Below are 24,004 nucleotides of genomic sequence, written 5' to 3' on the forward strand. Positions count from 1 at the left end.
GGTTATTTTCTCAAAGCGGATGCCGTGTCCGCTTTGCTACTTAAAGGTTGGAAGGTAGAAGTTATGATGCGTAATATGCTGCAGGGCAAGCTCCACCGCGTTAAAGTCACGCAGGCTGACCTGCATTACGAAGGTTCCTGCGCCATTGACCAGGATTTCCTCGAAGCGGCCGGTATTCTGGAAAATGAAGCCATTCATCTGTGGAACGTGACCAACGGAAACCGTTTCTCGACTTATGCGATCGCCGCCGAGCGTGGTTCGAAGATTATCTCTGTCAACGGCGCTGCGGCGCACTGCGCTAGCGTCGGCGATATCCTCATTATCGCCAGCTTCGTGACCATGTCTGACGAAGAAGCCCGCACCTGGCAGCCGAAAGTGGCCTATTTCGAAGGCGATAACGAAATGAAGCGCCAGGCGAAAGCCATCCCGGTGCAGGTCGCCTGATTCTTACGGCGCTGCGCTCAGCCGCAGCGCCGGTTTATCCCTGCGGCTGGTTGCTGATAAGCCGCGACATCGTCTCCAGCGAATCGGTGCGTAAGATATACAACCGCTTCAGCAAGAACGGATTATCCCCCGGTTTCACCTTCCCTCTCACCGTCGTTACCGCCAGATGAAAACCGGCATCGTTCGCCGCTTTGACCGCCGTGGCGTTATAGCCGCCGAATGGATACGAAAGATACAGCACATGTGGATTAAACTGGCTCAGCGCCCGCCGTGAACGCTCGAAATCAAAGAGAATATTGTGGTAATTACGGCTAAGTAATATCGGGTGACGGGCGGCATCGACCCGGTGCAGAAAATGGGTATGCGACTGCACATCAAACACGTCCTGAATCTGTCTGAGCTCAGAGATACTCATAAACTGCAGCGATTTCGGATCCCACTTTTGCGGATGACGTTTGATCCGCGATGAGATAATAAATGCCGTAGCGTGGAATCCGTACTGCTTGAGGATCGGATAAGCGTAACGATTCACCGACTTGAGGCCGTCATCAAAGGTAATCACCACCGAGCGCGCAGGCAGATTAACCTTGTTACGTAAATACCCTTCCAGTTGATACATCGTCAGCGTGGTATAGCCCTGGTCACGCAGCCAGGTCATCTGGTTACTGAAAGCGCGCACCGAGGTGGTGGTCGAGGTATGGCGGAAACGGCTATTTTCTTCATCACGCAGAATATGGTGATAAGTCAGTACCGGAATGCCGTTATCTTCCTGCGCGTCCAGGCTGCTTACCCACGCCAGCCGGTTGCCGATACGAATTTGATACCAGGTCTGATTAAGGCGGTCTTTCAGCTTGCTGATAATGGGATAGCGCAGGTTATTGGCTAATGTGCCAAACGGCGGGCTGCCCGCTGACGGCGCATCGTAAACCGGCGTATCTTTCCAGGTCAGCAGGTTCTGGTTGCTCAATGGCTGGTGTAAATCGCCCAGGTTATCCTCAACCCGCTTTGCGCCCTGCACCGGCCCCAGGTGCCCTTTATCAATAAAGCCGGTACCGAAACCAAAATTGAATTCGTAATAGTCTGCGGTAGTCGGTACCACGGCAAGGATTTGCCCGGCGCGAACGTTGCCGACGCTCACTACATGGTTGCCGACCTGCGCCCAGATATCGGCATCTTCCGTGATTTGCATATAGCGTGCGGGGACGCCCTGTTGGCTGAGCAGGCTGGCGGAAACGCTGACTGACGTCAGCAAAAGGAATAGTGTTATGACTCGGGCAAACATGCGCATCGAACCGGTAAACCTGAATGCCGCCATTGTAACAAAAGCGGCATCAATGCTAATGCCTAATTTCCGAACGTGTCATGCAGGAGACGAAAAGGCGGATTTTTTTGCTGCTGATGCCACAGGCTGCTCACCGTGGGGCCTCCAGCGCTAACAATAGCATTACGGAAGGCGTCGCTGCTGAGGGTATAGCGCTGTAAATACATTTCTTCCAGCAATGGATAGCGAATGCCGGAAATGACTTCACAGTGAGTATGCTTGTGGCTCATCAGCGCGGCGGCGCGATACGGCGCGGCACCGGTTTTATCGGTGAGAAAAATCACCCCATCGCCGCAGTCTGTGGCATGCAGCGCGTCGCACATCATGCGGCTCAGCATATTGACGCTCAGATTACGCCAGTAATTCACCGCCCGGCATTGCGCCAGCGGGCCAAACTTTTTCTCCAGACGATCCAGCATCTCCTGCGCCAGCTCATCATGGCAGGTAATTACCCAACCTAACATCGCCTACCTCCTTAGCAGGCAAACAATTTAGCAGGGCAAGCGTTGAGGTAGGGTGATGGGTATCAAAAATTACCGCATAGCGCCCCGGCAAAGTGAAATTAGCGGGGGCGCTTGTAGAGAGGTTAGCTACGCAGGCCGCGCCCGCGCTGGATCAGGTACCAGCACAGAATATAGAAGACCACGATGAACACCACCAGTACGCCAAAGGTGGTCGCCAGCGGGACGTCATGAATGCCGAGGAAACCAAAACGGAAGCCGCTAATCATGTAGACGATGGGGTTGAGATGCGACAGCGCTTGCCAGAACGGCGGCAGCAGCGTCAACGAATAGAACACCCCGCCAAGGTAAGTCAACGGCGTCAGCACGAAAGTCGGGATCAGGCTGATATCGTCGAAGGTTTTCGCAAACACCGCATTGAGCAGGCCCGCCAGCGAGAACAGAATTGCCGTCAAAATCAGCGTCAGGGCGACAAACAGCCAGGAATGAACCTGGAACGGGACGAAGAACAGCGAGATTGCCGTCACCAGAATGCCGACACACAGCCCGCGCGCCACCCCGCCGCCGACGTAACCGGCGATCACCACGTGGGTTGGCACCGGCGCCACCAGCAGTTCCTCAATATTGCGCTGGAACTTGGCGCTAAAGAATGACGAGGCGACGTTGGCGTAGGCGTTGGTGATCACCGCCATCATAATCAGCCCCGGCACAATAAACTGCATGTAGGTAAAACCGTGCATCTCGCCGATCCGCGAGCCGATCAGGTTGCCAAAGATGACGAAATAGAGGGTCATGGTGATCACCGGCGGTACCAGCGTCTGAACCCAGATACGCATAAACCGGTGGATCTCTTTGGTCCAGATGCTTTTCAGCGCGACCCAGTAAAGCTGCATCATGCTGATTCTCCTTTTTTGTCGTGCACCAGCGTGACAAACAACTCTTCCAGACGGTTGGCCTTGTTACGCATACTTAATACCTGCACGCCCTGGGCGCTTAGCTGGGCGAAAACGCTGTTAATCCCCTGCTCGCGCAACACTTCAACTTCCAGCGTCGAGGTATCAACCAGCCGGTACTGATACCCGTCGAGGGTTGGCAGCGGGCTTTTCGGCGCTAGATCGAGGATAAAGGTTTCCGATTTCAGCTTAGCCAGCAGCGCCTTCATTGAGGTGTTTTCCACCAGCTCGCCGCTCTGGATAATGCCGATATTACGACACAGCATTTCCGCCTCTTCCAGATAGTGGGTCGTGAGGATAATGGTGGTGCCTTTATCGTTAAGATCTTTGAGGAAACCCCACATCGAGCGACGTAGTTCGATATCAACGCCAGCTGTGGGCTCATCAAGAATGAGCAGCTTCGGCTCATGCATCAGCGCGCGGGCTATCATCAGGCGGCGCTTCATCCCGCCGGAGAGCATACGCGCGCGTTCATTGCGCTTTTCCCACAGATCGAGCTGTTTCAGATACTTTTCGCTACGCAAAATTGCTTCTTTACGCTCAACGCCATAGTAACCCGCCTGGTTAACCACGATCTGCTGTACGGTTTCGAATGGGTTGAAGTTGAACTCCTGCGGCACCAGCCCTAACTGGCGCTTGGCGTTCACCACATCTTTTTCCAGGTCGTAGCCAAATACGTTAACCTGGCCGGAGGTTTTATTAACCAGCGAACTAATGATGCCGATAGTCGTGGATTTCCCCGCGCCGTTAGGGCCCAGCAGCGCATAAAAGTCGCCGGCTTCAACCTGCAGGTCGATGCCTTTCAGCGCCTGAACCCCGCCGGGATAGGTTTTCTTGAGCTGTTTTAATTCCAGAGCAATGGTCATTAAATATCTCTTCTCGTGTTATCACACGTGATGTAATGTTTTCAAAAAGGTGAGCTTACCCTATATTAGCGCAACGCACTTACTTGGTTACAGGCCGTAAACGTCCATGAATGATATAGATACACTCATCAGCAATAATGCACTATGGTCAAAAATGCTGGTGGAAGAGGACCCCGGCTTCTTTGCGAAATTGTCGCAGGCGCAGAAACCGCGCTTTCTGTGGATTGGCTGCTCCGATAGCCGCGTCCCCGCGGAGCGCTTAACCGGCCTGGAACCCGGTGAATTATTCGTACACCGTAACGTCGCCAATCTGGTGATCCATACCGACCTGAACTGCCTGTCGGTGGTGCAATACGCCGTTGACGTGCTGGAAGTCGAACACATTATTATCTGCGGCCACTACGGCTGTGGCGGCGTACAGGCGGCGGTCGAGAACCCGGAGCTGGGGCTCATTGATAACTGGCTGCTGCACATTCGCGATATCTGGTTTAAACACAGCTCGCTGCTCGGTGAGATGCCGGAAGATCGGCGTCTGGATACGCTTTGCGAACTGAACGTGATGGAGCAGGTATACAACCTGGGACACTCGACGATCATGCAGTCGGCGTGGAAACGTGGCCAAAAGGTGACGATCCACGGCTGGGCTTATGGTATTCACGACGGACTGCTGCGCGATCTTGATGTCACCGCCGTCAGCCGGGAAACCCTCGAGCAGCGCTATCGCCACGGGATTTCCAATCTCAAGAGCAAGCACGCCAACCATAAATAGCCGCCGCGCTCACCGCCCCGGATAAGGCGTTCACCCTATCCGGGACCGCAACAATAATTACTCGTCCAGCAGGATCACTTTACCGACGTACGGCAGGTGGCGATAGCGCTGAGCATAGTCGATGCCGTAGCCCACCACGAACTCATCCGGAATGGCAAAACCGACAAACTCAACCGGGACGTTCACTTCACGACGGCTTGGTTTATCCAGCAGCGTACAGATAGCCAGCGATTTCGGCTCGCGCAGGCTGAGGATTTCGCGCACTTTAGACAGGGTGTTGCCGGAATCGATGATGTCTTCGACGATCAGTACGTCCTTACCGCGAATGTCTTCATCAAGATCTTTAAGGATTTTGACATCACGGGTGGTGGACATGCCGCTGCCATAGCTAGAGGCGGTCATAAAGTCGACTTCATGCGGCACCTGAACCTCACGGCACAGGTCAGCCATAAACATAAATGAACCGCGCAACAGACCCACCAGCACCATTTCGCTGCCGCTGTCTTTATAGCGTTCATTAATTTGACGACCCAGTTCGGCGATACGCGCTTTGATCTCGGCTTCCGGGATCATCACTTCTACAGTATGTTTCATTAAACTAACCATTTGATTCTTAGGATAAATCTTCAAAGCCGCTGCTTTCACACCGACGTTGACCGGCAAGCGATACAGTATACCAGCAAAACGAAATCTTCGGTGCAGTGAATAATAAAGCCATATTTGTGATTCCGATCACAGTTGTTAAATCCTATAATTAATTGCAGTTAAAAAATTAACAACTGAAGAGTGTCTTTCTATGGCAGAAACAAAATCTCAACAATCACGGTTACTTGTCACGCTGACGGCGCTGTTTGCCGCCTTCTGTGGCCTGTATCTGTTAATCGGTGGGGTATGGCTGGCCGCTATCGGCGGTTCCTGGTACTACCCTATCGCAGGCCTGGTGATGCTGGCCGTCACCGTCATGCTGTTCCGCGGCAAGCGCGCAGCGCTGTGGCTGTATGCCGCCCTGTTGCTGGCAACCATGATTTGGGGGGTATGGGAAGTCGGCTTCGACTTCTGGGCGCTGACGCCGCGCAGCGACATCCTGGTCTTCTTCGGCATTTGGCTGATTCTGCCATTTGTCTGGCGTCGCCTGCCGGTACCCTCCGCTGGCGCCGTGGGCGGTCTGGTTATCGCCCTGTTGATTAGCGGCGGGATCCTGACCTGGGCCGGTTTCAACGATCCGCAGGAAGTGAACGGTACGTTGAGCGCTGACGCGACGCCGGCCGCGCCGATTTCTACCGTCGCCGATAGCGACTGGCCGGCCTATGGCCGTAACCAGGAAGGCCAGCGTTATTCGCCGCTGAAACAGATTAACGCTGACAACGTGAAGAACCTGAAGGAAGCCTGGGTATTCCGCACCGGCGACCTGAAGCAGCCGAACGATCCGGGTGAAATCACTAATGAAGTGACGCCGATTAAAGTTGGCGACACGCTGTATCTGTGTACCGCGCACCAGCGTCTGTTCGCGCTCGACGCGGCCACCGGTAAAGAGAAGTGGCATTTTGACCCGCAGCTGAACGCCGATCCGTCGTTCCAGCACGTGACCTGCCGTGGCGTCTCCTATCATGAAGCAAAAGCGGATAACGCCCCTGCCGACGTCGTCGCCGACTGCCCGCGCCGTATTATTCTGCCGGTCAACGATGGCCGTCTGTTCGCGGTGAACGCCGACAACGGTAAGCTGTGCGAAACCTTTGCTAATAAAGGCATTCTCAACCTGCAGACCAACATGCCGGTGACCACGCCGGGCATGTATGAACCGACGTCGCCGCCGATTATCACCGACAAGACTATCGTCATTGCCGGCGCGGTAACCGATAACTTCTCCACCCGCGAGCCATCAGGTGTGATCCGCGGCTTTGATGTGAATACCGGTAAACTGCTGTGGGCCTTCGACCCGGGTGCGAAAGACCCTAATGCGATCCCGAGCGATGAGCATCACTTCACACTCAATTCACCTAACTCCTGGGCGCCTGCCGCCTATGACGCGAAGCTGGATTTAGTCTATCTGCCGATGGGCGTTACCACGCCGGATATCTGGGGCGGCAACCGCACGCCGGAACAGGAACGTTACGCCAGCTCTATCGTGGCGCTGAACGCAACCACCGGTAAACTCGCGTGGAGCTACCAAACCGTACACCACGATCTGTGGGATATGGATATGCCGTCGCAGCCGACATTGGCCGACATTGATGTGAACGGTAAAACCGTACCGGTGATTTACGCTCCGGCCAAAACCGGCAACATCTTCGTGCTGGATCGTCGTAATGGCGAACTGGTGGTCCCGGCGCCGGAAAAACCGGTTCCGCAGGGTGCGGCGAAGGGCGACTATGTTGCCAAAACCCAGCCGTTCTCCGAGCTGAGCTTCCGTCCGAAGAAAGACCTGACCGGCGCGGATATGTGGGGCGCCACCATGTTTGACCAGCTGGTGTGCCGCGTTATCTTCCATCAGATGCGCTATGAAGGTATCTTCACGCCGCCGTCCGAACAGGGCACGCTGGTATTCCCGGGTAACCTGGGGATGTTTGAGTGGGGCGGCATCTCCGTCGATCCTAACCGTCAGGTGGCTATCGCCAACCCGATGGCGCTACCGTTCGTCTCTAAACTGATCCCACGCGGCCCGGGCAACCCGATGGAACCGCCAAAAGACGCGAAAGGCTCCGGTACCGAGTCTGGCGTTCAGCCGCAGTATGGCGTGCCGTTCGGCGTTACGCTGAACCCGTTCCTGTCGCCGTTTGGCCTGCCGTGTAAACAACCGGCATGGGGTTATATCTCGGCGCTGGATCTGAAGACCAACGAAGTGGTGTGGAAAAAACGCATCGGTACGCCGCAGGATAGTCTGCCGTTCCCGCTGCCTGTCCCGCTGCCGTTCAATATGGGTATGCCGATGCTGGGCGGTCCGATCTCAACCGCCGGTAACGTGCTGTTTATCGCCGCCACCGCCGATAACTATCTGCGCGCTTACAACATGAGCAATGGCGAAAAACTGTGGCAGGCGCGTCTGCCGGCAGGTGGCCAGGCGACGCCGATGACCTATGAAGTGAATGGCAAGCAGTACGTTGTCATCTCTGCCGGCGGTCATGGCTCGTTCGGTACTAAAATGGGCGACTACATCGTTGCCTACGCGTTACCGGATGACGCGAAGTAAAACGCAAAACGGCAACGAAAGTTGCCGTTTTTTTTGCCCCACTCCCCATGGGAGTGGGCGGCAGGCTGTACAGTCCTACACGGTGAATCCCAACATCATCCCGGTATCTTCATGCTCCAGCAGATGACAGTGCGCCATATAGGCGAACTCCTTTGGCGCCTGATGATCGAACTTCACCAGCACTTCGCTCACCCCGCCCTCCACTCTTACCGTATCCTTCCAGCCGCGCCGATGCGCCGCCGGCGCCTGGCTATTTTCACTCAGAATACGGAATTGCGTGCCATGAATATGGAAAGGATGCAGCATCATGTCGCCCTTACCGGAGATCAGCCAGCGCTCGTACTGCCCCCTGGCCGCGGCAAACATCGGCACATTCATATCAAAGGCCTTGCCATTGATGCGGTTGGCGCTATGGAAATCAAAACCCTTGTCTGATGAAGCGCCATGTCCCATGCCACCGCCATGGTTCATATTCTTCATTTCACCATGATTCATATTTCCCATATTGTTCATGTCGCCATGCCCCATCATTCCATGATTCATACCGGACATCGCCTGGTCGCCATATTTCTTCATTAGCGCCTGCATACCCATCATGTCGAGCATAGGATCCATCGACAGCTGCAGCGTGCGCTGCGTCAGCCCCTCCAGTGACGGCAGCGCGGGTATCGCGGCCAAAGTATCGGGTAACTTACCGGAGGCCGGGATCAATAGCGGCTGTATACGGAGCACCGGCTGCGGCTTATCAAATGGCGCAATCGCCATCCCCATTTGGCTCACCGGCATCGTCAGGAGATCAAATGCCTTCCCGTCGCGGGTATCAATTAAAACCTCAAAGCGCTCGCCCATCAGCACCGGCAGTTCGCTCACTTTGACCGGTTCCGCCAACAGGCCGCCGTCGCTTGCTATTACGTACATTGGGCGGCGATCGCTGGTAGCGAAATTCAACGAGCGGGCATTACAGCCATTAAGTAGACGCAGTCGTAACCAACCGCGCGGCGGAGCGTGTTCGGGATACAGCGCGCCGTTCGTCAACAGGGTATCGCCAAACCAGCCAACGGCGGCGCTCATGATATCGAGCTGATAATCTATTTCGCCATTGGCATTGAATCTTTTGTCCTGCACGATCACCGGAACATCATCGATTCCCCATTGCTTCGGAAGCAGTAATTGCCCGCTTTCGACATCTTCAATCAGCACCAAACCCGCCAGCCCCATGGCAACCTGACGTCCGGTTTTACCATGCTGATGAGGATGGAACCAGCAGGTCGCCGCTCGCTGCGTCGGCGTAAAACTCACCGTCCTTGAGGCTCCTGCGGCGATGACGCCCTGCGGACCGCCATCGACTTCGCCAGGCACTTCCAGCCCGTGCCAGTGGACCGTGGTCTCCTCCGCCAGGCGGTTGTGAATATCTACCGTCACCGCTTCACCTTGCTTCAGCTTCAACGCGGGCCCGAGGAGGTTACCGTTATAGCCCCAGGTCGTCGCAAGATGCGGGCCAAACTGCGTCTTTCCGGCTTGAATCGTCAGCGTAATGCGATTGCGCGCGTCAGCGGTCAATAAATCCGGAACCGGCAAAGCCGGACGGCCGGCAGCGAATACCGAACGGCTCCAGAGCGGTAAGGCGCTGACCGCGCCAAGCGCGGCGCCTAATTTGATAAACTCACGACGTTGCATTTTCACATCCTTTTATTCTGCTGGTGAATATTTAAGCTTAAACCCTCCCGCAACGGGAAGGTCAAGCAGAAGCTTGTGAATAAAGCTCTGCGTGGTGTAAAGAAGTATGCTAACTTTGATTGTCCGTGTTTCAATGGTAGAAAAAATGAAGACGTTTTTCAGAACAATGCTGTTTGGCAGCCTGCTCGCCCTCTCCGCCAATAGCTATGCATTAAGCGAGTCCGAAGCGGAAGATATGGCTGATTTAACGGCGGTATTTGTATTCCTGAAAAATGATTGCGGCTATCAAAATTTGCCAAATACGCAAATTCGCCGCGCGCTGGTCTTTTTTGCCCAGCAAAACCAATGGGACCTCAGCAACTACGATAGCTTTAATATGAAAGCATTAGGTGAGGACAGCTATCGCGATCTCAGCGGTATCAAAATCCCGACCGCCAAAAAGTGCAAAGCTCTGGCGCGTGACTCCCTTAGCCTGCTGGCCTATGTGAAGTAAACGCATCTGCAGCCGCCGCGATGCGGTTGCAGAATGCTATATTATTCTTTCCCCTATGATTCATTTACTATGAATTCATTGCGCGATACTTTTTATTTCACATGCAGCTAATATGCTTTATATTCATTAATTAGACGACGGCTTAATTTATCCAAAAAAAATCACATTCAGGAGTGAATAATTCAACTCATCGTTTATTGCAAAGACCTGCTGGCTAATTAAAATCGCCTGCAACCTCTCTTATTGCAATGGAATGACATTTTGAATATCTCACCTGTTTTTCGCTTACTTCCGTTCGCTGTTCTCATGTTAGCTGGCTGCCAGGCGCATCGTCAGGCTAACGCTCCCATAACGCCACCAATCGCCATTGCCACCGACGCGCAACAGAATGAAAAGCTGAGGCTGGCCGCTGAGCAGGAGCGACTTAATGCCTGCCGCCAGGCGTTGGATTCGTTAAAAGAAGTCAATCCGAAAGAAGCCTCAAGACTGGGTAGTGAATTCACCGCTCTGATAGGTGCGGCGTCGCAATATAACTCAGTGCGTACGAAAGTCGCCGATCCCACCCGTCAGGGCATAGATTCTATGTATCAATTTAAATCTATTAAGCTTTGCGCCGATATTGAAAAGTCGCTGATCGATAGCCTGGTCATGCGCGGCGATAATGCGGTGAAGTGACAGGCGCCATGATAAATCGCCTTAATATATTGACGCTGGCCTTCATTTTGCTGGCGTCCCTTTTTATTGCCTATGCGCAAGCGGATGACGATGCGCCTGCATTTCTCAACTATGTCCAGCAGCAGGAGAAAAAAGAGAAGAAAGAGATATCTCCGGCGCCGGAGGTCAGTAAACCCTCCAGAGCCCGCGAGAACAACACCGCAGCGCTGCAAAAAAAGCTGGCCGCGCAAAAAAGTCTCATCGCCGACAAAGATAAGATCATCCGCCAACTGCAGGCACAGCTGAAATCGCCACCTCCCGCCACGATGCCAGCGCCGGTAGATAATGCAGCATTAAATAAAACCATCGCACAACTCCAGAGCCGGATCGCTGCTTTGGACACGGAAAACAAGCGGCTTGTTCAGCAAGTCGGTACCGTTCAGCAGGAAAAAGCCGACGGCGCGGATAATCTCAAACGCTCTGCCGCCGCTCTGCAGGCGCAAACGGTAAAGCTCAACGCGCTGGAGAGAGACAAGCAGGCCCTGAGCGATAAGCTGGCTGCGGCAATGGCGGAGCAGCAGAAACTGAGCGCCGAGCTCGCCGGCGTAAAAACCACCGCCGCCACGACAGCCAAATCCCCCACGCTAAACCTCAGCAGCGCCCCACAGCGGCAGGCATATTCGGTTGGTGTGTCGATAGGGCAAGATGCGCTTAACACGCTGTCCAGTCAGGCAGCGAAAGGGTTAAACCTGCAACAGGAAACCGTTCTTAAGGGGATTAACGATGTTTTTGCCGGTCAGCCGGCGCTGGATGACAAAGCACGCAATAAGGCGCTTTTCGACGTCTCACAGCGGTTATACAAAAACATTGATAAGCTAGAACAGCAAACTCTCCGTGAAGGTAAAAAGTATCAGCAGCAATTTGCCGCGCAGAAAGGCGCAGTGCTTAAAGAAGGTATTTACAGCCGTATAGACTACCCCGGTAAAGGTAAGGTCGCTGATAACGATATCGTCACCGTCGTTATCAAAGAAAGCCTGATCGACGGTACCGTGATAAACGATATGGAAGCCGAAGATAAGGTCTGGACCCAGGCGCTAAGTCAATATCCCGAAACCTTCCGTGAACCGCTTAAACGTCTTAGTAACCATGGCGCCATCACTATTGTTGTTCCGCCGGAGCGGGCCTACGGCAGCAAAGGAATCCCCGGAAAAATTCCGCCTGGCGCGACGATGGTGTATAGCGTGCGAATTGTTGACGCCAGACCCAACAGCGACCAACAATCCAGAGCATTTGCGCCGAAAACCTCACGCTAAGCGAGAGTTCATCTAAACAATAGAAGGTTTACTATTCGCCATATCAATCTCTATCTATAGTTGGCTATGATGTGGTGCCCGCGTTGCGGGCGCGACAGAAGTTAACAAAGGAGGAGTAAGCCATGGCCGAGAGTAATCACTGGCATGAGACGCTGCACGACCATTTTGGTCAATATTTTACCGTTGATAACGTGCTGTACCATGAGAAGACCGATCATCAGGATTTAATCATCTTCGAAAATGCGGCATTTGGCCGCGTGATGGCGCTTGATGGCGTGGTGCAAACCACCGAGCGCGATGAGTTTATTTATCATGAAATGATGACCCACGTTCCGCTGCTGGCGCATGGTCACGCAAAGCACGTGCTGATCATCGGCGGCGGCGATGGCGCGATGCTGCGTGAAGTCTCCCGCCACCAACATATCGAAACCATTACCATGGTGGAAATCGACGCCGGGGTGGTCTCGTTCTGCCGTCAGTATCTACCAAACCATAATGCCGGCGCCTATGACGACCCGCGCTTTACGCTGGTGATTGATGACGGCGTGAACTTCGTCAACCAAACGTCACAAACCTTTGATGTCATTATCTCCGACTGTACCGACCCGATCGGCCCCGGTGAGAGCCTCTTTACTTCGGCATTTTATGCCGGTTGTAAACGTTGCCTGAATCCCGGCGGAATTTTCGTTGCCCAGAACGGCGTAAGCTTCCTGCAGCAGGATGAAGCGGTCGGCAGCCATCGCAAGCTCAGCCACTATTTCACCGATGTCAGCTTCTACCAGGCGGCGATCCCGACCTACTATGGCGGCATCATGACCTTTGCCTGGGCGACCGATAATGAAGCACTGCGTCATTTGTCGACGGAAATTATTCAGGCCCGCTTCCATAGCGCCGGGCTGAAATGCCGTTATTACAATCCGGCAATTCATACCGCGGCTTTCGCGCTACCGCAGTACCTGCTGGATGCGCTGACCGCCAGCTAACCTGAAACGAGGAGGTGAACCAAATTGAAAAAGCTTAAGCTGCACGGCTTCAACAACCTGACTAAAAGCCTGAGTTTTTGTATTTACGATATCTGCTACGCTAAAACCGCCGAAGAGCGCGATGGCTATATCGCCTATATCGATGAACTCTATAATGCCAATCGCCTGACGGAAATCCTCTCCGAGACCTGTTCAATCATTGGCGCCAACATACTCAACATTGCACGCCAGGATTATGAACCGCAGGGCGCAAGCGTCACCATTTTGGTTAGCGAAGAGCCTATCGACCCGCAGCTTATCGATCAGAGCGAGCATCCGGGCCCGCTGCCTGAGACCGTGGTCGCACATCTCGATAAAAGCCACATCTGCGTGCATACCTATCCGGAAAGCCATCCGGAAGGCGGCCTGTGCACCTTCCGCGCCGATATTGAAGTCTCCACCTGTGGGGTGATTTCACCGCTGAAGGCGCTGAACTACCTGATTCACCAACTGGAATCCGATATCGTAACCATTGATTATCGCGTGCGTGGGTTCACTCGTGATATCAACGGCATGAAGCATTTTATCGATCATGAAATCAACTCAATTCAGAACTTCATGTCAGAAGATATGAAGTCGCTCTATGACATGGTGGACGTGAACGTCTATCAGGAAAATATGTTCCATACCAAAATGATGCTGAAAGAGTTCGATCTGAAGCACTACATGTTCCATACCAAACCGGAAGAGTTAAGCGAACAAGAGCGCAAGGTGATTACCGACCTGTTGTGGAAAGAGATGCGGGAAATTTATTACGCCCGCAATATACCTGCGGTGTAACATCTGAAATGCCCGGCGGCGCTTTTGCCTGCCGGGCCTACGGTTCCGCGCCGCCCGGCACAAAACGAATCATTAACGCTGCTGCATAAATTCACGGTATGCGGCAACCACCTGCAGGAAATCCTCCACGCCGCAAAGAGAGAGGCTCTCTTCGTCGTAGTAGTTCATCCCCTCTTCCATTTCATCGCCGGAAAATTCCAGTTGGTTGGCGCGGATCATCACTTCTTCGCCATCCAGCCACAACGTATATTCATGGCCGGCTCGCTGCCAGGAACGTTCACTGCCTTTCACGGTGCGCGCTGCCTGTTCCACTTCATCCAGAAGAGCCAGGTTATCTTTCACCTCTTCGTTGAACCAGTGACCAATCGCCTCGTGGTCCATCGACATTCGCACCTTTACCACACCGGTAATATCGCGCAGAAATTCGTAATCCATAATCTTTTCCTCTGCAAGGGCAATGCGTCACCGCTGCACTGTACCCATAACCTAATTATCGCAGCAGACAGGAAGAAAAAAAGCGCAACGGGTGGGAGGTTTAAAAATAAAAATGCCCGCTGATGCAATGTTCAGCGGGCATTGGAGAGTTTGTAGCCAAACGGTCAGCCAGGCTGACCGAACGGATTACACAGCGGTCTGGAAAATCACGCCGTCAGCTTTTTCAGTGTACTGATCCAGCTGGTTAAAGTTCAGATAGCGATAGGTATCTTCCGCCGTCTTATCAACCTGAGCGACGAAGGTCTGGTACTCTTCCGGCGTCGGCAGTTTGCCCAGCAGAGAAGCGACCGCCGCCAGTTCGGCAGAGGCCAGATAAACGTTGGCGCCGGTACCTAAACGGTTCGGGAAGTTACGGGTAGAGGTCGACACGACGGTCGCGCCGTCAGCCACGCGCGCCTGGTTGCCCATACACAGGGAACAGCCAGGGATTTCGATACGCGCGCCGCTCTTACCAAACACGCTGTAGTAGCCTTCTTCAGTCAACTGCGCGGCATCCATACGGGTTGGCGGCGCCACCCACAGGCGAGTCGGCAGTTGGCCTTTGTGGCTGTCCAGCAGTTTACCGGCAGCACGGAAGTGGCCAATGTTGGTCATGCAGGAACCGATAAACACTTCGTCGATCTTCTCACCCTGCACGTCCGACAGCAGACGCGCATCGTCCGGATCGTTCGGCGCGCACAGAATAGGCTCTTTGATATCCGCCAGATCGATGTCGATCACTGCCGCGTATTCCGCATCAGCGTCGGCTTCCAGCAGCTGCGGATCCGCCAGCCATTTTTCCATGCCCTGGATACGGCGCTCCAGCGTACGGCGATCGCCGTAACCTTCCGCGATCATCCACTTCAGCAGGACGATGTTGGAGTTCAGATACTCAACGATCGGCTCTTTGTTCAGCTTGATGGTACAACCAGCAGCAGAACGCTCAGCGGAAGCATCGGTCAGTTCAAATGCCTGCTCGACTTTCAGATCCGGCAGACCTTCGATTTCAAGGATGCGGCCAGAGAAGATGTTTTTCTTACCTTTCTTCTCAACGGTCAGCAGGCCCTGCTTAATGGCATACAGCGGGATGGCGTGAACCAGGTCGCGCAGGGTAATACCCGGCTGCATTTTACCTTTGAAGCGCACCAGTACTGATTCCGGCATATCCAGCGGCATCACGCCGGTCGCGGCGGCGAAGGCCACCAGACCAGAACCCGCCGGGAAGGAGATACCGATTGGGAAACGGGTATGGGAGTCGCCGCCGGTACCTACGGTATCAGGCAGCAGCATACGGTTCAGCCAGGAGTGGATAACGCCATCGCCCGGACGCAGTGAAACACCGCCGCGGTTCATGATGAAGTCCGGCAGAGTGTGGTGCGTGGTGACGTCAACCGGCTTCGGATAAGCCGCAGTGTGGCAGAAGGACTGCATCACCAGGTCCGCGGAGAAGCCCAGGCACGCCAGGTCTTTCAGCTCATCGCGGGTCATTGGACCGGTGGTGTCCTGAGAACCGACGGAGGTCATTTTCGGCTCGCAATAAGCGCCCGGACGGATACCGGCAACGCCGCAGGCGCGGCCAACCATTTTCTGCGCCAGAGAGAAGCCGCGGTTGCTTTCCGCCACATCTTTCGCATGACGGAAAACGTCGCTGTGCGGCAGCCCCAGCGCTTCGCGCGCTTTGGTCGTCAGGCCGCGACCGATGATCAGCGGAATACGGCCGCCGGCGCGCACTTCGTCGATCAGTACATCGGTTTTCAGTTCAAAGCTTGCCAACAGCTCGTTGGTTTCGTGGTTACGCACTTCACCTTTGAACGGGTAAACGTCAATGACGTCGCCCATGTTGAGGTTGCTCACGTCCACTTCAATAGGCAGCGCGCCCGCATCTTCCATGGTATTGAAGAAGATAGGCGCAATTTTGCCGCCCAGGCACAGGCCGCCGCCGCGCTTGTTCGGTACGTTCGGGATATCGTCGCCCATGAACCACAGCACCGAGTTGGTGGCGGATTTACGCGAAGAACCGGTACCAACAACGTCGCCAACGTAGGCCAGCGGGAAGCCTTTCTGCTGCAGCGCTTCAATTTGTTTAATCGGGCCGACCGCGCCCGGCTGATCCGGCTCAATTCCTTCGCGAGCGTTTTTCAGCATCGCCAGAGCGTGCAGTGGGATATCCGGACGGGACCAGGCATCAGGTGCCGGAGACAAGTCATCGGTATTGGTTTCGCCGGTAACTTTGAAGACGGTAACGGTGATTTTTTCCGCCAGTTGCGGACGGTTCAGGAACCACTCGGCATCAGCCCAGGATTGCATAACCTGTTTAGCGTACTCATTACCCGCTTTGGCTTTCTCTTCTACGTCATAGAAGTTATCGAACATCAGCAGGGTATGGGACAGCGCTTTCGCGGCAATCGGCGCCAGTTTGGCATCGTCCAGCGCTTCAATCAGGGGGTGAATATTGTAACCGCCCTGCATGGTGCCCAGCAGTTCAACGGCCTTTTCAGGGGTAACCAGTGGGGAGGTCGCTTCGCCTTTGGCGATAGCGGCAAGGAATCCGGCTTTAACATAGGCGGCTTCATCGACGCCCGGCGGTACACGGTTGGTAAGCAGATCTAACAGGAATTCATCTTCACCCGCTGGCGGGTTTTTCAGCAGTTCTACCAGCGCGGCCATTTGGGTTGCGTCTAAGGGTTTGGCAACAATCCCCATGGCGGCACGCTCAGCTACGTGCTTACGGTATTCTTCTAGCACGACGGTTCTCCTCGCTCTCATTGTAAAATGCGGTAGGCGATTTTCTTCACGCTCCTGTGAGACAGCAGTTTGTAGGGTAAATGCCCGATACCGCGAGGGCAGCATAGCAGGATTTTTGAAGGGTGTTAATCTGTTTACAAAAAAGCAACATTAAAATTTAGCTGAATCGTTAAGGGCAGGATATTGCAGGCTTTCTGTTCAAATGCTGGTAGATAAATTTATTTCTGTTACAGATTTAATGTCAGGATCCCAACAAAAATCAAAAAAAACAATATCGTCTTCATATACTCCCCTAACGTACCGTTTTCGCCGATACTTTAGCGAGATGGGTAACATTTCTGTGTCAGGAGCTTCCATGTCACTACCGTTCAAACCCCATATTATCGCCCTGCTCTGCAGCGCAGGCTTACTCGCAGCGGCAGGAACGCTCTATGTTAAAAGTCGTACCCCAGAGACTATCGCGGAAGCGCCGGTGACGGCACAGCCCACAACGGTACCCGCGCCGGCGTCCCCGACTGCGCCGGCGGCGGGACAAGCGGTCACAGCCACCTACACACAGGCGCAAATCGACCAATGGGTCGCGCCAATCGCGCTCTATCCGGACAGTTTACTCTCGCAGGTACTGATGGCCTCCACCTATCCGGACAACGTTATGCAGGCGGTACAGTGGTCGCAGGATAACCCGTCGATGAAAGGCGACGCGGCCGTTCAGGCCGTTGCCAGCCAGCCGTGGGATCCGAGCGTCAAATCCCTCGTCGCCTTTCCCGCCCTGCTGGCAATGATGGGCGAAAATCCGCCGTGGGTGGAAAACCTTGGCGACGCATTTTTAGCCCAACCCCACGACGTCATGGACTCCGTACAGCGCCTGCGCGCCATTGCCCAGCAAACCGGGACATTAAAATCCACGCCGCAACAGAAAGTGACCGTCACGGCCGCGGCGCCAGCCTCTTCGAGGTCATCGAATAGCAGCGCGGTATCAACCTCGACAACCTCAACGGCTTCTCCAGCGCCTTCGCAGATCATCAAAATTGAACCGACCAACCCGCAAGTGGTATACGTTCCAAGCTATAACCCTTCGACCGTCTACGGCAGTTGGCCGAATAGCGCCTATCCCCCGGTCTATCTGCCGCCGCCTCCCGGAGAGCAGTTCACCGATAGCTTTGTCAAAGGTTTTGGCTACAGTCTTGGCGTCGCCACCACCTGGGCGCTCTTCAGCAGCATCGACTGGGATGATGATGACCATCATCATGATGACGATTACCATCACGGCGGTTACCAGCACAATGGCGATAACATCAATATTAATGTGAATAATTTCAACCACATTACCGGGCAGAACCTACCGGGTAACCGCGTTAACTGGCAGCATAACCCCGCCTATCGCGGCAACGTGCCTTATCCGAATAATAATGTCGCCCAGCGCTATCATCAGACCAATGTGCCCGGCGGACTCAGCGCGACCCAGCATGCGCCGGTCGATCGCAACGCTCAACGGCAAGCGGCGATGACGCAGCTTCAGCATCCCAACGCGCCAGCAGCCAGCGCAGGCACGCTGGCGGCCACTAGCGCCTCGCGCGATGCGCAGCGTCAGGCGGCCTCTCAACAATTGAAGCAGGCCACCCAGCGCAGCAGCTACCGTGGCTACGACAGCACGCCGACACCTGCCAAACAGCAGCGTCGCGAAGCGGCGAAAACGCAGTTGCAACACCCAACGCCGCAGCAGCAACAGCATCGCGAGGCCGTGAAGAGCCACGTGCAAAATCCTACGCCTCAGCAACAACAGCGCCGTCAGCAGATTCACTCCGCGACGCCGGCCCAGCGTCAGCAAGCGGTAAGCACGGCCCGCGCCAATGCCTTAAGCGGCAACGAAAGTCGCTCCCCCTCCTGGCAATCGCAGCAGGCGCGCGGGCTGCAAAGCCGTAATATTTCCGGCTTGAGTAGCGAACAGCGCGGCGCCGCCAGAGAGCGCCTTTCCGAACACCATGAATTGCGTCGTCGCTGAGGATGAGCAGATGAGAAAACCATTACAGATCGCCCTATTAACGCTAATGCTGTCGCCGCTCGCCGCCTTCGCCCAGCAACAGTTTCCCACGCCGGAGAAAGCCGCAAGCGCGCTGGCCGATGCGCTCAATCATCGTGATAAATCCGCGCTCAATAATCTGCTCGGCGATAACTGGCAGCAGTTTTTACCCACCGATGGTATTGATCCCAATGCCGTCGACCGCTTTCAGCGCGACTGGCAGGTGAAACACGTCATTGTGCAGCAGGGTAATAACGCCTGGCTTGATGTCGGCAGTGAAGCGTGGCGATTGCCAATTCCGATTGTCAAAGATGAACAGGGCTGGCGATTTGATATGGCGGCCGGGGAAGATGAAATTCTCACACGCGCCATCGGCCGCAATGAACTGTCGGCAATTGCCGCCATGCACGCCTACGTTGATGCCCAGCAGGATTACTATCAACTGAATCATCGCTGGGCGCAAAAAATCATCAGCAGCGAAGGCAAAAAAGATGGTCTGTACTGGCCAACCTCACCGGGCGAAACGCCAAGCCCGCTGGGGCCGGCCTTTAGCCCGACTGAGCCCGGCGCCGGTTATCATGGCTACCGTTTCCGCATTATCGCCGATAGCGATAGTCAAGGCGTCGCCTTACTGGCATGGCCGGTAGAGTGGGGAGAAACCGGGGTGATGAGCTTTATGATCGATCAGAACGATAAGGTCTGGCAGGCAAACCTGGGCGAAGAGAGCGCGACGAAAGCGCAGGCAATTACGCATTTTGCCCCCGATTCAGCGGCGGGATGGCAGCCGGTCAATCAATAAAAAAATGCCCGGTTGCGCAATAGCAACCGGGCACTCTCTGGTGCTTAGCCCTGGTGCGGCATCAGCTCCGGATAACCGGCAAAAGCAGGTTTCTGACTGGTCAGCGCCGCTTCATCCGAGCTGATGCTCCCGGAATTCGCCGCCCACACCCCTTCATTCGTCTTCGTCACCAACTGATGCTGCGCATTCAGATCCTGACCCATCGCCGCAATATGGGTACTTTCGGTACCGCCGCTGTTCGCCGCCCATGGAATTGTCGCATCAGCCGCGCAGGCCATACCGGATACTAACGTCGTGGCTAACAGCGCCGTGGTCAATAAGCGTTTCATCTCACACCTCAGATACATAATTAACTGCCTATTAGTTTACTGAGTGACTATTTTCAAAGTATGTATGAGGTGTAGCGGTTTGTGAACAGGGACATAGTTCTAAACATTAGCGATAAAAAAAGCGGCTCTCAGAGCCGCTTACGCATTTTTAGCTGAAAGAAAAAGTTACTTTTTCTTCGCTTTCGCGTTTGGCAGGTCGGTAATGCTACCTTCGAAGACTTCTGCCGCCAGGCCAACGGACTCGTGCAGAGTCGGGTGAGCGTGGATAGTCAGCGCGATGTCTTCCGCGTCGCAGCCCATTTCGATAGCCAGACCGATTTCACCCAGCAGCTCGCCGCCGTTGGTGCCGACAATCGCGCCGCCGATAACACGGTGGGTCTCTTTGTCGAAGATCAGTTTGGTCATACCGTCTGCGCAGTCGGAAGCGATAGCACGGCCGGAAGCAGCCCACGGGAAGGTGGCGGTTTCGTAGCTGATGCCTTTCTCTTTCGCTTCTTTCTCAGTCAGGCCAACCCATGCCACTTCTGGCTCGGTGTAGGCGATAGACGGGATCACTTTCGGATCGAAGTAGTGTTTCAGGCCGGAGATAACTTCTGCGGCAACGTGACCTTCATGTACGCCTTTGTGCGCCAGCATCGGCTGACCGACGATATCGCCGATAGCAAAGATGTGCGGCACGTTGGTGCGCATTTGTTTGTCAACGCGAATGAAGCCGCGATCGTCAACTTCCACGCCGGCTTTGCCTGCGTCGAGGTTTTTACCGTTCGGCACGCGGCCGATAGCTACCAGCACCGCGTCATAACGCTGCGCTTCCGCCGGGGCTTTTTTGCCTTCCATGGAAACGTAAATACCGTCTTCTTTTGCTTCAACGGCAGTCACTTTGGTTTCCAGCATCAGGTTGAATTTCTTGCTGATACGCTTGGTGAAGACTTTAACCACGTCTTTGTCTGCAGCCGGGATAACCTGGTCGAACATTTCAACCACGTCAATCTCTGAACCCAGCGCATGGTATACGGTACCCATTTCCAGACCGATGATACCGCCGCCCATAACCAGCATGCGTTTCGGTACAGATTTCAGTTCCAGAGCGTCGGTGGAATCCCAAACGCGCGGATCTTCATGCGGGATAAACGGCAGCTGAATCGGACGGGAGCCCGCCGCGATGATCGCGTTGTCGAAGTTAATCACGGTTTTGCCGTTTTCGCCTTCAACTTCCAGGGTGTTAGCGCCGGTGAATTTACCCAGACCGTTAACCACCTTCACTTTACGACCTTTGGCCATGCCAGCCAGACCACCGGTCAGCTGAGTGATGACTTTTTCTTTCCAGGTGCGGATCTTGTCAATGTCGGTTTTCGGTTCGCCGAAAACGATGCCGTGTTCGGCCAGCGCTTTCGCTTCTTCGATAACTTTTGCAACGTGCAGCAGTGCTTTAGAAGGGATACAACCCACGTTCAGGCAAACGCCGCCCAGCGAGCTGTAACGTTCTACGATGACGGTTTCCAGACCTAAATCAGCGCAACGGAAGGCTGCAGAGTAGCCTGCAGGACCTGCCCCAAGTACCACGACCTGAGTTTTGATTTCAGTACTCATCATGACCTCTGTAATTTATATCCGGCGGGTCTGACGCTTTTATTATTACGCCCAAGTCCACCGGGACGTTCTATCCGCGTGTATTTTACAAAATTGTTAACAATTTTTAAACAACAAACGGCAAACGATTTTGTCCTTTGTTGCTGATAATCCCCAACAGCCTGAGGTTATCAGAAAAAAGCCGGCCGTCAGGCCGGCTTTTTCGCTTACATCACCAGGCGGCGAATGTCGCTCAAGGTGTTGTTAATGATGGTAATGAAGCGGGCACCATCAGCACCGTCGATGACGCGGTGGTCGAAGGACAGAGAGATCGGCATCATCAGACGCGGAACGAACTCTTTACCATTCCATACCGGCTCCATCGCGGACTTAGACACGCCCAGGATGGCCACTTCCGGCGCGTTAACAATCGGCGCGAAGTGGGTAGTACCCAGGCCGCCGATGCTGGAGATGGTGAAGCAACCGCCCTGCATTTCGCCAGCAGTCAGCTTGCCATCGCGCGCTTTCTTCGAGATGGTGGTCAGCTCGCGAGACAGCTCGGTGATGCTCTTCTTGTTCACGTCTTTAAAGACCGGAACCACCAGACCGTTCGGAGTATCTACCGCCACACCGATGTTGATGTATTTCTTCAGCGTCAGGCGCTGACCGTCTTCGGACAGCGAGCTGTTGAAGCGCGGCATCTGCTCAAGCGCAGCGGCAACGGCTTTCATGATGAAGACCACTGGGGTGAATTTCACATCCAGTTTGCGCTTCTCAGCTTCGGCATTCTGCTGCTTACGGAACGCTTCCAGATCGGTGATATCGGTTTTGTCGAAGTGCGTAACGTGCGGGATCATCACCCAGTTACGGCTCAGGTTAGCACCAGAGATTTTCTGGATACGACCCAGTTCCACTTCTTCGATTTCGCCAAACTTGCTGAAGTCAACTTTCGGCCATGGCAGCATGCCCGGCAGACCGCCGCCTGCGGCAGCAGCCGGTGCGGATTCAGCGCGTTTAACCGCTTCTTTCACGTAAGCCTGAACGTCTTCGCGCAGGATACGACCTTTACGGCCGGTCCCTTTCACTTTCGCCAGGTTTACGCCGAACTCGCGCGCCAGGCGGCGAATCAGCGGAGTCGCGTGAACGTAAGCTTCGTTTTCAGCGAATTCGGTTTTACCTTCTGCTTTCGCAGCCGGCGCGGCAGCTTTCTGAGCCGGTGCAGGTGCAGCAGCCGGTGCCGGTGCCGCAGCCTGAGCAGCAGCAGGCGCAGCGCCTTCCACTTCGAAGACCATGATCAGAGAGCCGGTAGACACTTTATCGCCGGTGCTGATTTTGATCTCTTTAACGGTACCCGCGAACGGCGCCGGAACTTCCATAGAAGCTTTGTCGCCTTCGACGGTGATCAGTGACTGCTCAGCGGCAACTTTATCGCCGACTTTTACCATCACTTCGGTGACTTCAACTTCGTCGCCGCCGATATCCGGTACGTTAACATCTTTCACGCCAGCCGCAGCAGCCGGTGCCGCTGCAGCCGGAGCGGCAGCCTGTGCCGGAGCGGCTGCAGGCGCAGCGCCCGCCACTTCGAAGATCATGATCAAGGAGCCGGTGGACACTTTGTCGCCGGTGTTGATTTTGATCTCTTTAACGGTACCCGCGAACGGCGCCGGAACTTCCATAGAAGCTTTGTCGCCTTCGACGGTGATCAGGGATTGCTCAGCGGCGATGGTGTCGCCCACTTTAACCATGATCTCGGTGACTTCAACTTCATCGCCGCCGATATCCGGTACGTGAACTTCTTTCGCTGCGCTTGCCGCCGGCGCTGCTGCCGGTGCCGGAGCAGCTGCTTTCTCTTCCTGCGCAGGTGCAGCGGCTGCTGCACCCTCGGCGGAATCGAAAATCATGATCAGTTTGCCAGTCTCGGTTTTGTCGCCGACGGAGACTTTAATCTCTTTCACGACGCCAGCCTGCGGAGACGGAACTTCCATAGAGGCCTTGTCGCCTTCTACGGTGATCAGCGACTGTTCAGCTTCCACTTTGTCGCCAACTTTGACCAGGATCTCGGTGATTTCAACTTCATCAGCCCCGATGTCCGGTACTTTGATTTCGATAGCCATTATTCTCTTACCTC

The 24,004-nt window shown here is 54.7% G+C and carries 22 protein-coding genes; 10 read left to right on the forward strand and 12 right to left on the reverse strand.

Features of this window, described 5'->3' with window-relative positions:
- The first annotated feature begins 63 nt into the window (after positions 1 to 63).
- On the forward strand, positions 64 to 444 hold the full coding sequence (gene panD / locus PGS10_RS19690; RefSeq protein WP_015368200.1) for an aspartate 1-decarboxylase: 381 nt from the start codon (positions 64 to 66) through the stop codon (positions 442 to 444).
- 34 nt (positions 445 to 478) lie between these two features.
- Here panD and PGS10_RS19695 read toward each other — a convergent pair whose 3' ends face one another.
- From PGS10_RS19695 to PGS10_RS19710, 4 genes are all read right to left on the reverse strand, one after another.
- Positions 479 to 1,732 carry a polysaccharide deacetylase family protein gene (locus tag PGS10_RS19695; protein ID WP_045390088.1) on the reverse strand — a complete coding sequence of 418 codons (1,254 nt, stop codon included), beginning with the start codon at positions 1,730 to 1,732 and terminating at the stop codon, positions 479 to 481.
- Between the two features lie 56 nt (positions 1,733 to 1,788).
- Positions 1,789 to 2,229, reverse strand: a complete 441-nt coding sequence (locus PGS10_RS19700) for a PTS sugar transporter subunit IIA (RefSeq protein WP_015368202.1) — start codon at positions 2,227 to 2,229, stop codon at positions 1,789 to 1,791.
- 122 nt (positions 2,230 to 2,351) lie between these two features.
- Positions 2,352 to 3,122, reverse strand: coding sequence for an ABC transporter permease (locus PGS10_RS19705; RefSeq protein WP_045390083.1), 771 nt, complete (start codon positions 3,120 to 3,122; stop codon positions 2,352 to 2,354).
- On the reverse strand, positions 3,119 to 4,045 hold the full coding sequence (locus PGS10_RS19710; protein ID WP_015368204.1) for an ABC transporter ATP-binding protein: 927 nt from the start codon (positions 4,043 to 4,045) through the stop codon (positions 3,119 to 3,121). Before PGS10_RS19710 ends, PGS10_RS19705 begins: the two co-directional genes overlap by 4 nt.
- Before the next feature lie 106 nt (positions 4,046 to 4,151).
- Here PGS10_RS19710 and can point away from each other — a divergent pair, with 106 nt between their 5' ends.
- Positions 4,152 to 4,814: a carbonate dehydratase gene (can, locus tag PGS10_RS19715; RefSeq protein WP_045390077.1), complete on the forward strand. Its 663-nt coding sequence runs from the start codon at positions 4,152 to 4,154 to the stop codon at positions 4,812 to 4,814.
- Positions 4,815 to 4,871: 57 nt separating this feature from the next.
- On the opposite strand, the gene hpt is transcribed toward can, so the two are convergent.
- Both hpt and PGS10_RS19725 read right to left on the reverse strand, forming a co-directional pair.
- Entirely contained in the window at positions 4,872 to 5,408 is a 537-nt protein-coding gene (gene hpt, locus PGS10_RS19720; protein ID WP_015368206.1) for a hypoxanthine phosphoribosyltransferase, read from the reverse strand.
- A gap of 19 nt (positions 5,409 to 5,427) precedes the next feature.
- Positions 5,428 to 5,532, reverse strand: a complete 105-nt coding sequence (locus tag PGS10_RS19725; RefSeq protein WP_161801955.1) for a hypothetical protein — start codon at positions 5,530 to 5,532, stop codon at positions 5,428 to 5,430.
- Positions 5,533 to 5,610: 78 nt separating this feature from the next.
- On the opposite strand from PGS10_RS19725, the gene PGS10_RS19730 reads away from it, so the two are divergent.
- A complete protein-coding gene (locus PGS10_RS19730) occupies positions 5,611 to 8,001 on the forward strand; it encodes a glucose/quinate/shikimate family membrane-bound PQQ-dependent dehydrogenase (protein ID WP_045390074.1) in 2,391 nt (796 codons plus the stop codon).
- Positions 8,002 to 8,076: 75 nt separating this feature from the next.
- Here the strand turns inward: PGS10_RS19730 and cueO are convergent, their stop codons facing one another.
- Positions 8,077 to 9,678, reverse strand: a complete 1,602-nt coding sequence (gene cueO / locus PGS10_RS19735) for a multicopper oxidase CueO (RefSeq protein ID WP_316423371.1) — start codon at positions 9,676 to 9,678, stop codon at positions 8,077 to 8,079.
- A 145-nt stretch (positions 9,679 to 9,823) separates the two neighbouring features.
- Here cueO and PGS10_RS19740 point away from each other — a divergent pair, with 145 nt between their 5' ends.
- From PGS10_RS19740 to speD, 5 genes are all read left to right on the forward strand, one after another.
- Positions 9,824 to 10,171 (forward strand): YacC family pilotin-like protein, encoded by a 348-nt coding sequence (locus PGS10_RS19740; RefSeq protein WP_015704423.1) that lies wholly within the window; start codon positions 9,824 to 9,826, stop codon positions 10,169 to 10,171.
- Between the two features lie 261 nt (positions 10,172 to 10,432).
- On the forward strand, positions 10,433 to 10,846 hold the full coding sequence (locus PGS10_RS19745) for a hypothetical protein (protein ID WP_045390068.1): 414 nt from the start codon (positions 10,433 to 10,435) through the stop codon (positions 10,844 to 10,846).
- 8 nt (positions 10,847 to 10,854) lie between these two features.
- Complete coding sequence (locus PGS10_RS19750) at positions 10,855 to 12,138, forward strand: FKBP-type peptidyl-prolyl cis-trans isomerase (RefSeq protein WP_063413995.1); 1,284 nt, start codon at positions 10,855 to 10,857, stop codon at positions 12,136 to 12,138.
- Between the two features lie 122 nt (positions 12,139 to 12,260).
- Positions 12,261 to 13,121 carry a polyamine aminopropyltransferase gene (speE, locus tag PGS10_RS19755; RefSeq protein ID WP_045390062.1) on the forward strand — a complete coding sequence of 287 codons (861 nt, stop codon included), beginning with the start codon at positions 12,261 to 12,263 and terminating at the stop codon, positions 13,119 to 13,121.
- Positions 13,122 to 13,145: 24 nt separating this feature from the next.
- The gene (gene speD, locus PGS10_RS19760) at positions 13,146 to 13,940 is read left to right on the forward strand and encodes an adenosylmethionine decarboxylase (RefSeq protein ID WP_015368213.1); all 795 of its coding nucleotides are present in this window, start codon (positions 13,146 to 13,148) and stop codon (positions 13,938 to 13,940) included.
- A gap of 72 nt (positions 13,941 to 14,012) precedes the next feature.
- On the opposite strand, the gene yacL is transcribed toward speD, so the two are convergent.
- Both yacL and acnB read right to left on the reverse strand, forming a co-directional pair.
- Positions 14,013 to 14,375, reverse strand: a complete 363-nt coding sequence (yacL, locus tag PGS10_RS19765; protein WP_015368214.1) for a protein YacL — start codon at positions 14,373 to 14,375, stop codon at positions 14,013 to 14,015.
- A 186-nt stretch (positions 14,376 to 14,561) separates the two neighbouring features.
- Positions 14,562 to 17,159: a bifunctional aconitate hydratase 2/2-methylisocitrate dehydratase gene (gene acnB, locus PGS10_RS19770; RefSeq protein WP_072201386.1), complete on the reverse strand. Its 2,598-nt coding sequence runs from the start codon at positions 17,157 to 17,159 to the stop codon at positions 14,562 to 14,564.
- A gap of 355 nt (positions 17,160 to 17,514) precedes the next feature.
- Between acnB and PGS10_RS19775 the strand changes: the two genes are divergently transcribed.
- Both PGS10_RS19775 and PGS10_RS19780 read left to right on the forward strand, forming a co-directional pair.
- Entirely contained in the window at positions 17,515 to 19,161 is a 1,647-nt protein-coding gene (locus tag PGS10_RS19775; RefSeq protein ID WP_316423372.1) for a DUF3300 domain-containing protein, read from the forward strand.
- Between the two features lie 10 nt (positions 19,162 to 19,171).
- A complete protein-coding gene (locus PGS10_RS19780; RefSeq protein WP_316423373.1) occupies positions 19,172 to 19,978 on the forward strand; it encodes a DUF2950 family protein in 807 nt (268 codons plus the stop codon).
- 44 nt (positions 19,979 to 20,022) lie between these two features.
- On the opposite strand, the gene PGS10_RS19785 is transcribed toward PGS10_RS19780, so the two are convergent.
- The 3 genes from PGS10_RS19785 to aceF form a co-directional block, all read right to left on the reverse strand.
- Positions 20,023 to 20,307, reverse strand: a complete 285-nt coding sequence (locus PGS10_RS19785; protein WP_045390053.1) for a hypothetical protein — start codon at positions 20,305 to 20,307, stop codon at positions 20,023 to 20,025.
- Positions 20,308 to 20,472: 165 nt separating this feature from the next.
- Positions 20,473 to 21,897, reverse strand: coding sequence for a dihydrolipoyl dehydrogenase (gene lpdA / locus PGS10_RS19790; RefSeq protein WP_015368220.1), 1,425 nt, complete (start codon positions 21,895 to 21,897; stop codon positions 20,473 to 20,475).
- A 206-nt stretch (positions 21,898 to 22,103) separates the two neighbouring features.
- Positions 22,104 to 23,990 (reverse strand): pyruvate dehydrogenase complex dihydrolipoyllysine-residue acetyltransferase, encoded by a 1,887-nt coding sequence (gene aceF, locus PGS10_RS19795; RefSeq protein WP_047042662.1) that lies wholly within the window; start codon positions 23,988 to 23,990, stop codon positions 22,104 to 22,106.
- Positions 23,991 to 24,004 lie beyond the last annotated feature (14 nt).

The organism is Klebsiella sp. 141153 (genome assembly GCF_032601995.1).
Classification (GTDB): domain Bacteria; phylum Pseudomonadota; class Gammaproteobacteria; order Enterobacterales; family Enterobacteriaceae; genus Klebsiella; species Klebsiella aerogenes.

What these genes read in the sequence shown, in the direction of transcription:
- panD (WP_015368200.1), top strand. Translation starts at nt 64, where the DNA reads ATGATGCGTAATATGCTGCAGGGCAAGCTCCACCGCGTTAAAGTCACG.
- PGS10_RS19695 (WP_045390088.1), bottom strand. Translation starts at nt 1,732, where the DNA reads ATGCGCATGTTTGCCCGAGTCATAACACTATTCCTTTTGCTGACGTCA.
- PGS10_RS19700 (WP_015368202.1), bottom strand. Translation starts at nt 2,229, where the DNA reads ATGTTAGGTTGGGTAATTACCTGCCATGATGAGCTGGCGCAGGAGATG.
- PGS10_RS19705 (WP_045390083.1), bottom strand. Translation starts at nt 3,122, where the DNA reads ATGATGCAGCTTTACTGGGTCGCGCTGAAAAGCATCTGGACCAAAGAG.
- PGS10_RS19710 (WP_015368204.1), bottom strand. Translation starts at nt 4,045, where the DNA reads ATGACCATTGCTCTGGAATTAAAACAGCTCAAGAAAACCTATCCCGGC.
- can (WP_045390077.1), top strand. Translation starts at nt 4,152, where the DNA reads ATGAATGATATAGATACACTCATCAGCAATAATGCACTATGGTCAAAA.
- hpt (WP_015368206.1), bottom strand. Translation starts at nt 5,408, where the DNA reads ATGAAACATACTGTAGAAGTGATGATCCCGGAAGCCGAGATCAAAGCG.
- PGS10_RS19725 (WP_161801955.1), bottom strand. Translation starts at nt 5,532, where the DNA reads ATGGCTTTATTATTCACTGCACCGAAGATTTCGTTTTGCTGGTATACT.
- PGS10_RS19730 (WP_045390074.1), top strand. Translation starts at nt 5,611, where the DNA reads ATGGCAGAAACAAAATCTCAACAATCACGGTTACTTGTCACGCTGACG.
- cueO (WP_316423371.1), bottom strand. Translation starts at nt 9,678, where the DNA reads ATGCAACGTCGTGAGTTTATCAAATTAGGCGCCGCGCTTGGCGCGGTC.
- PGS10_RS19740 (WP_015704423.1), top strand. Translation starts at nt 9,824, where the DNA reads ATGAAGACGTTTTTCAGAACAATGCTGTTTGGCAGCCTGCTCGCCCTC.
- PGS10_RS19750 (WP_063413995.1), top strand. Translation starts at nt 10,855, where the DNA reads ATGATAAATCGCCTTAATATATTGACGCTGGCCTTCATTTTGCTGGCG.
- speE (WP_045390062.1), top strand. Translation starts at nt 12,261, where the DNA reads ATGGCCGAGAGTAATCACTGGCATGAGACGCTGCACGACCATTTTGGT.
- yacL (WP_015368214.1), bottom strand. Translation starts at nt 14,375, where the DNA reads ATGGATTACGAATTTCTGCGCGATATTACCGGTGTGGTAAAGGTGCGA.
- PGS10_RS19775 (WP_316423372.1), top strand. Translation starts at nt 17,515, where the DNA reads ATGTCACTACCGTTCAAACCCCATATTATCGCCCTGCTCTGCAGCGCA.
- PGS10_RS19780 (WP_316423373.1), top strand. Translation starts at nt 19,172, where the DNA reads ATGAGAAAACCATTACAGATCGCCCTATTAACGCTAATGCTGTCGCCG.
- PGS10_RS19785 (WP_045390053.1), bottom strand. Translation starts at nt 20,307, where the DNA reads ATGAAACGCTTATTGACCACGGCGCTGTTAGCCACGACGTTAGTATCC.
- lpdA (WP_015368220.1), bottom strand. Translation starts at nt 21,897, where the DNA reads ATGAGTACTGAAATCAAAACTCAGGTCGTGGTACTTGGGGCAGGTCCT.
- aceF (WP_047042662.1), bottom strand. Translation starts at nt 23,990, where the DNA reads ATGGCTATCGAAATCAAAGTACCGGACATCGGGGCTGATGAAGTTGAA.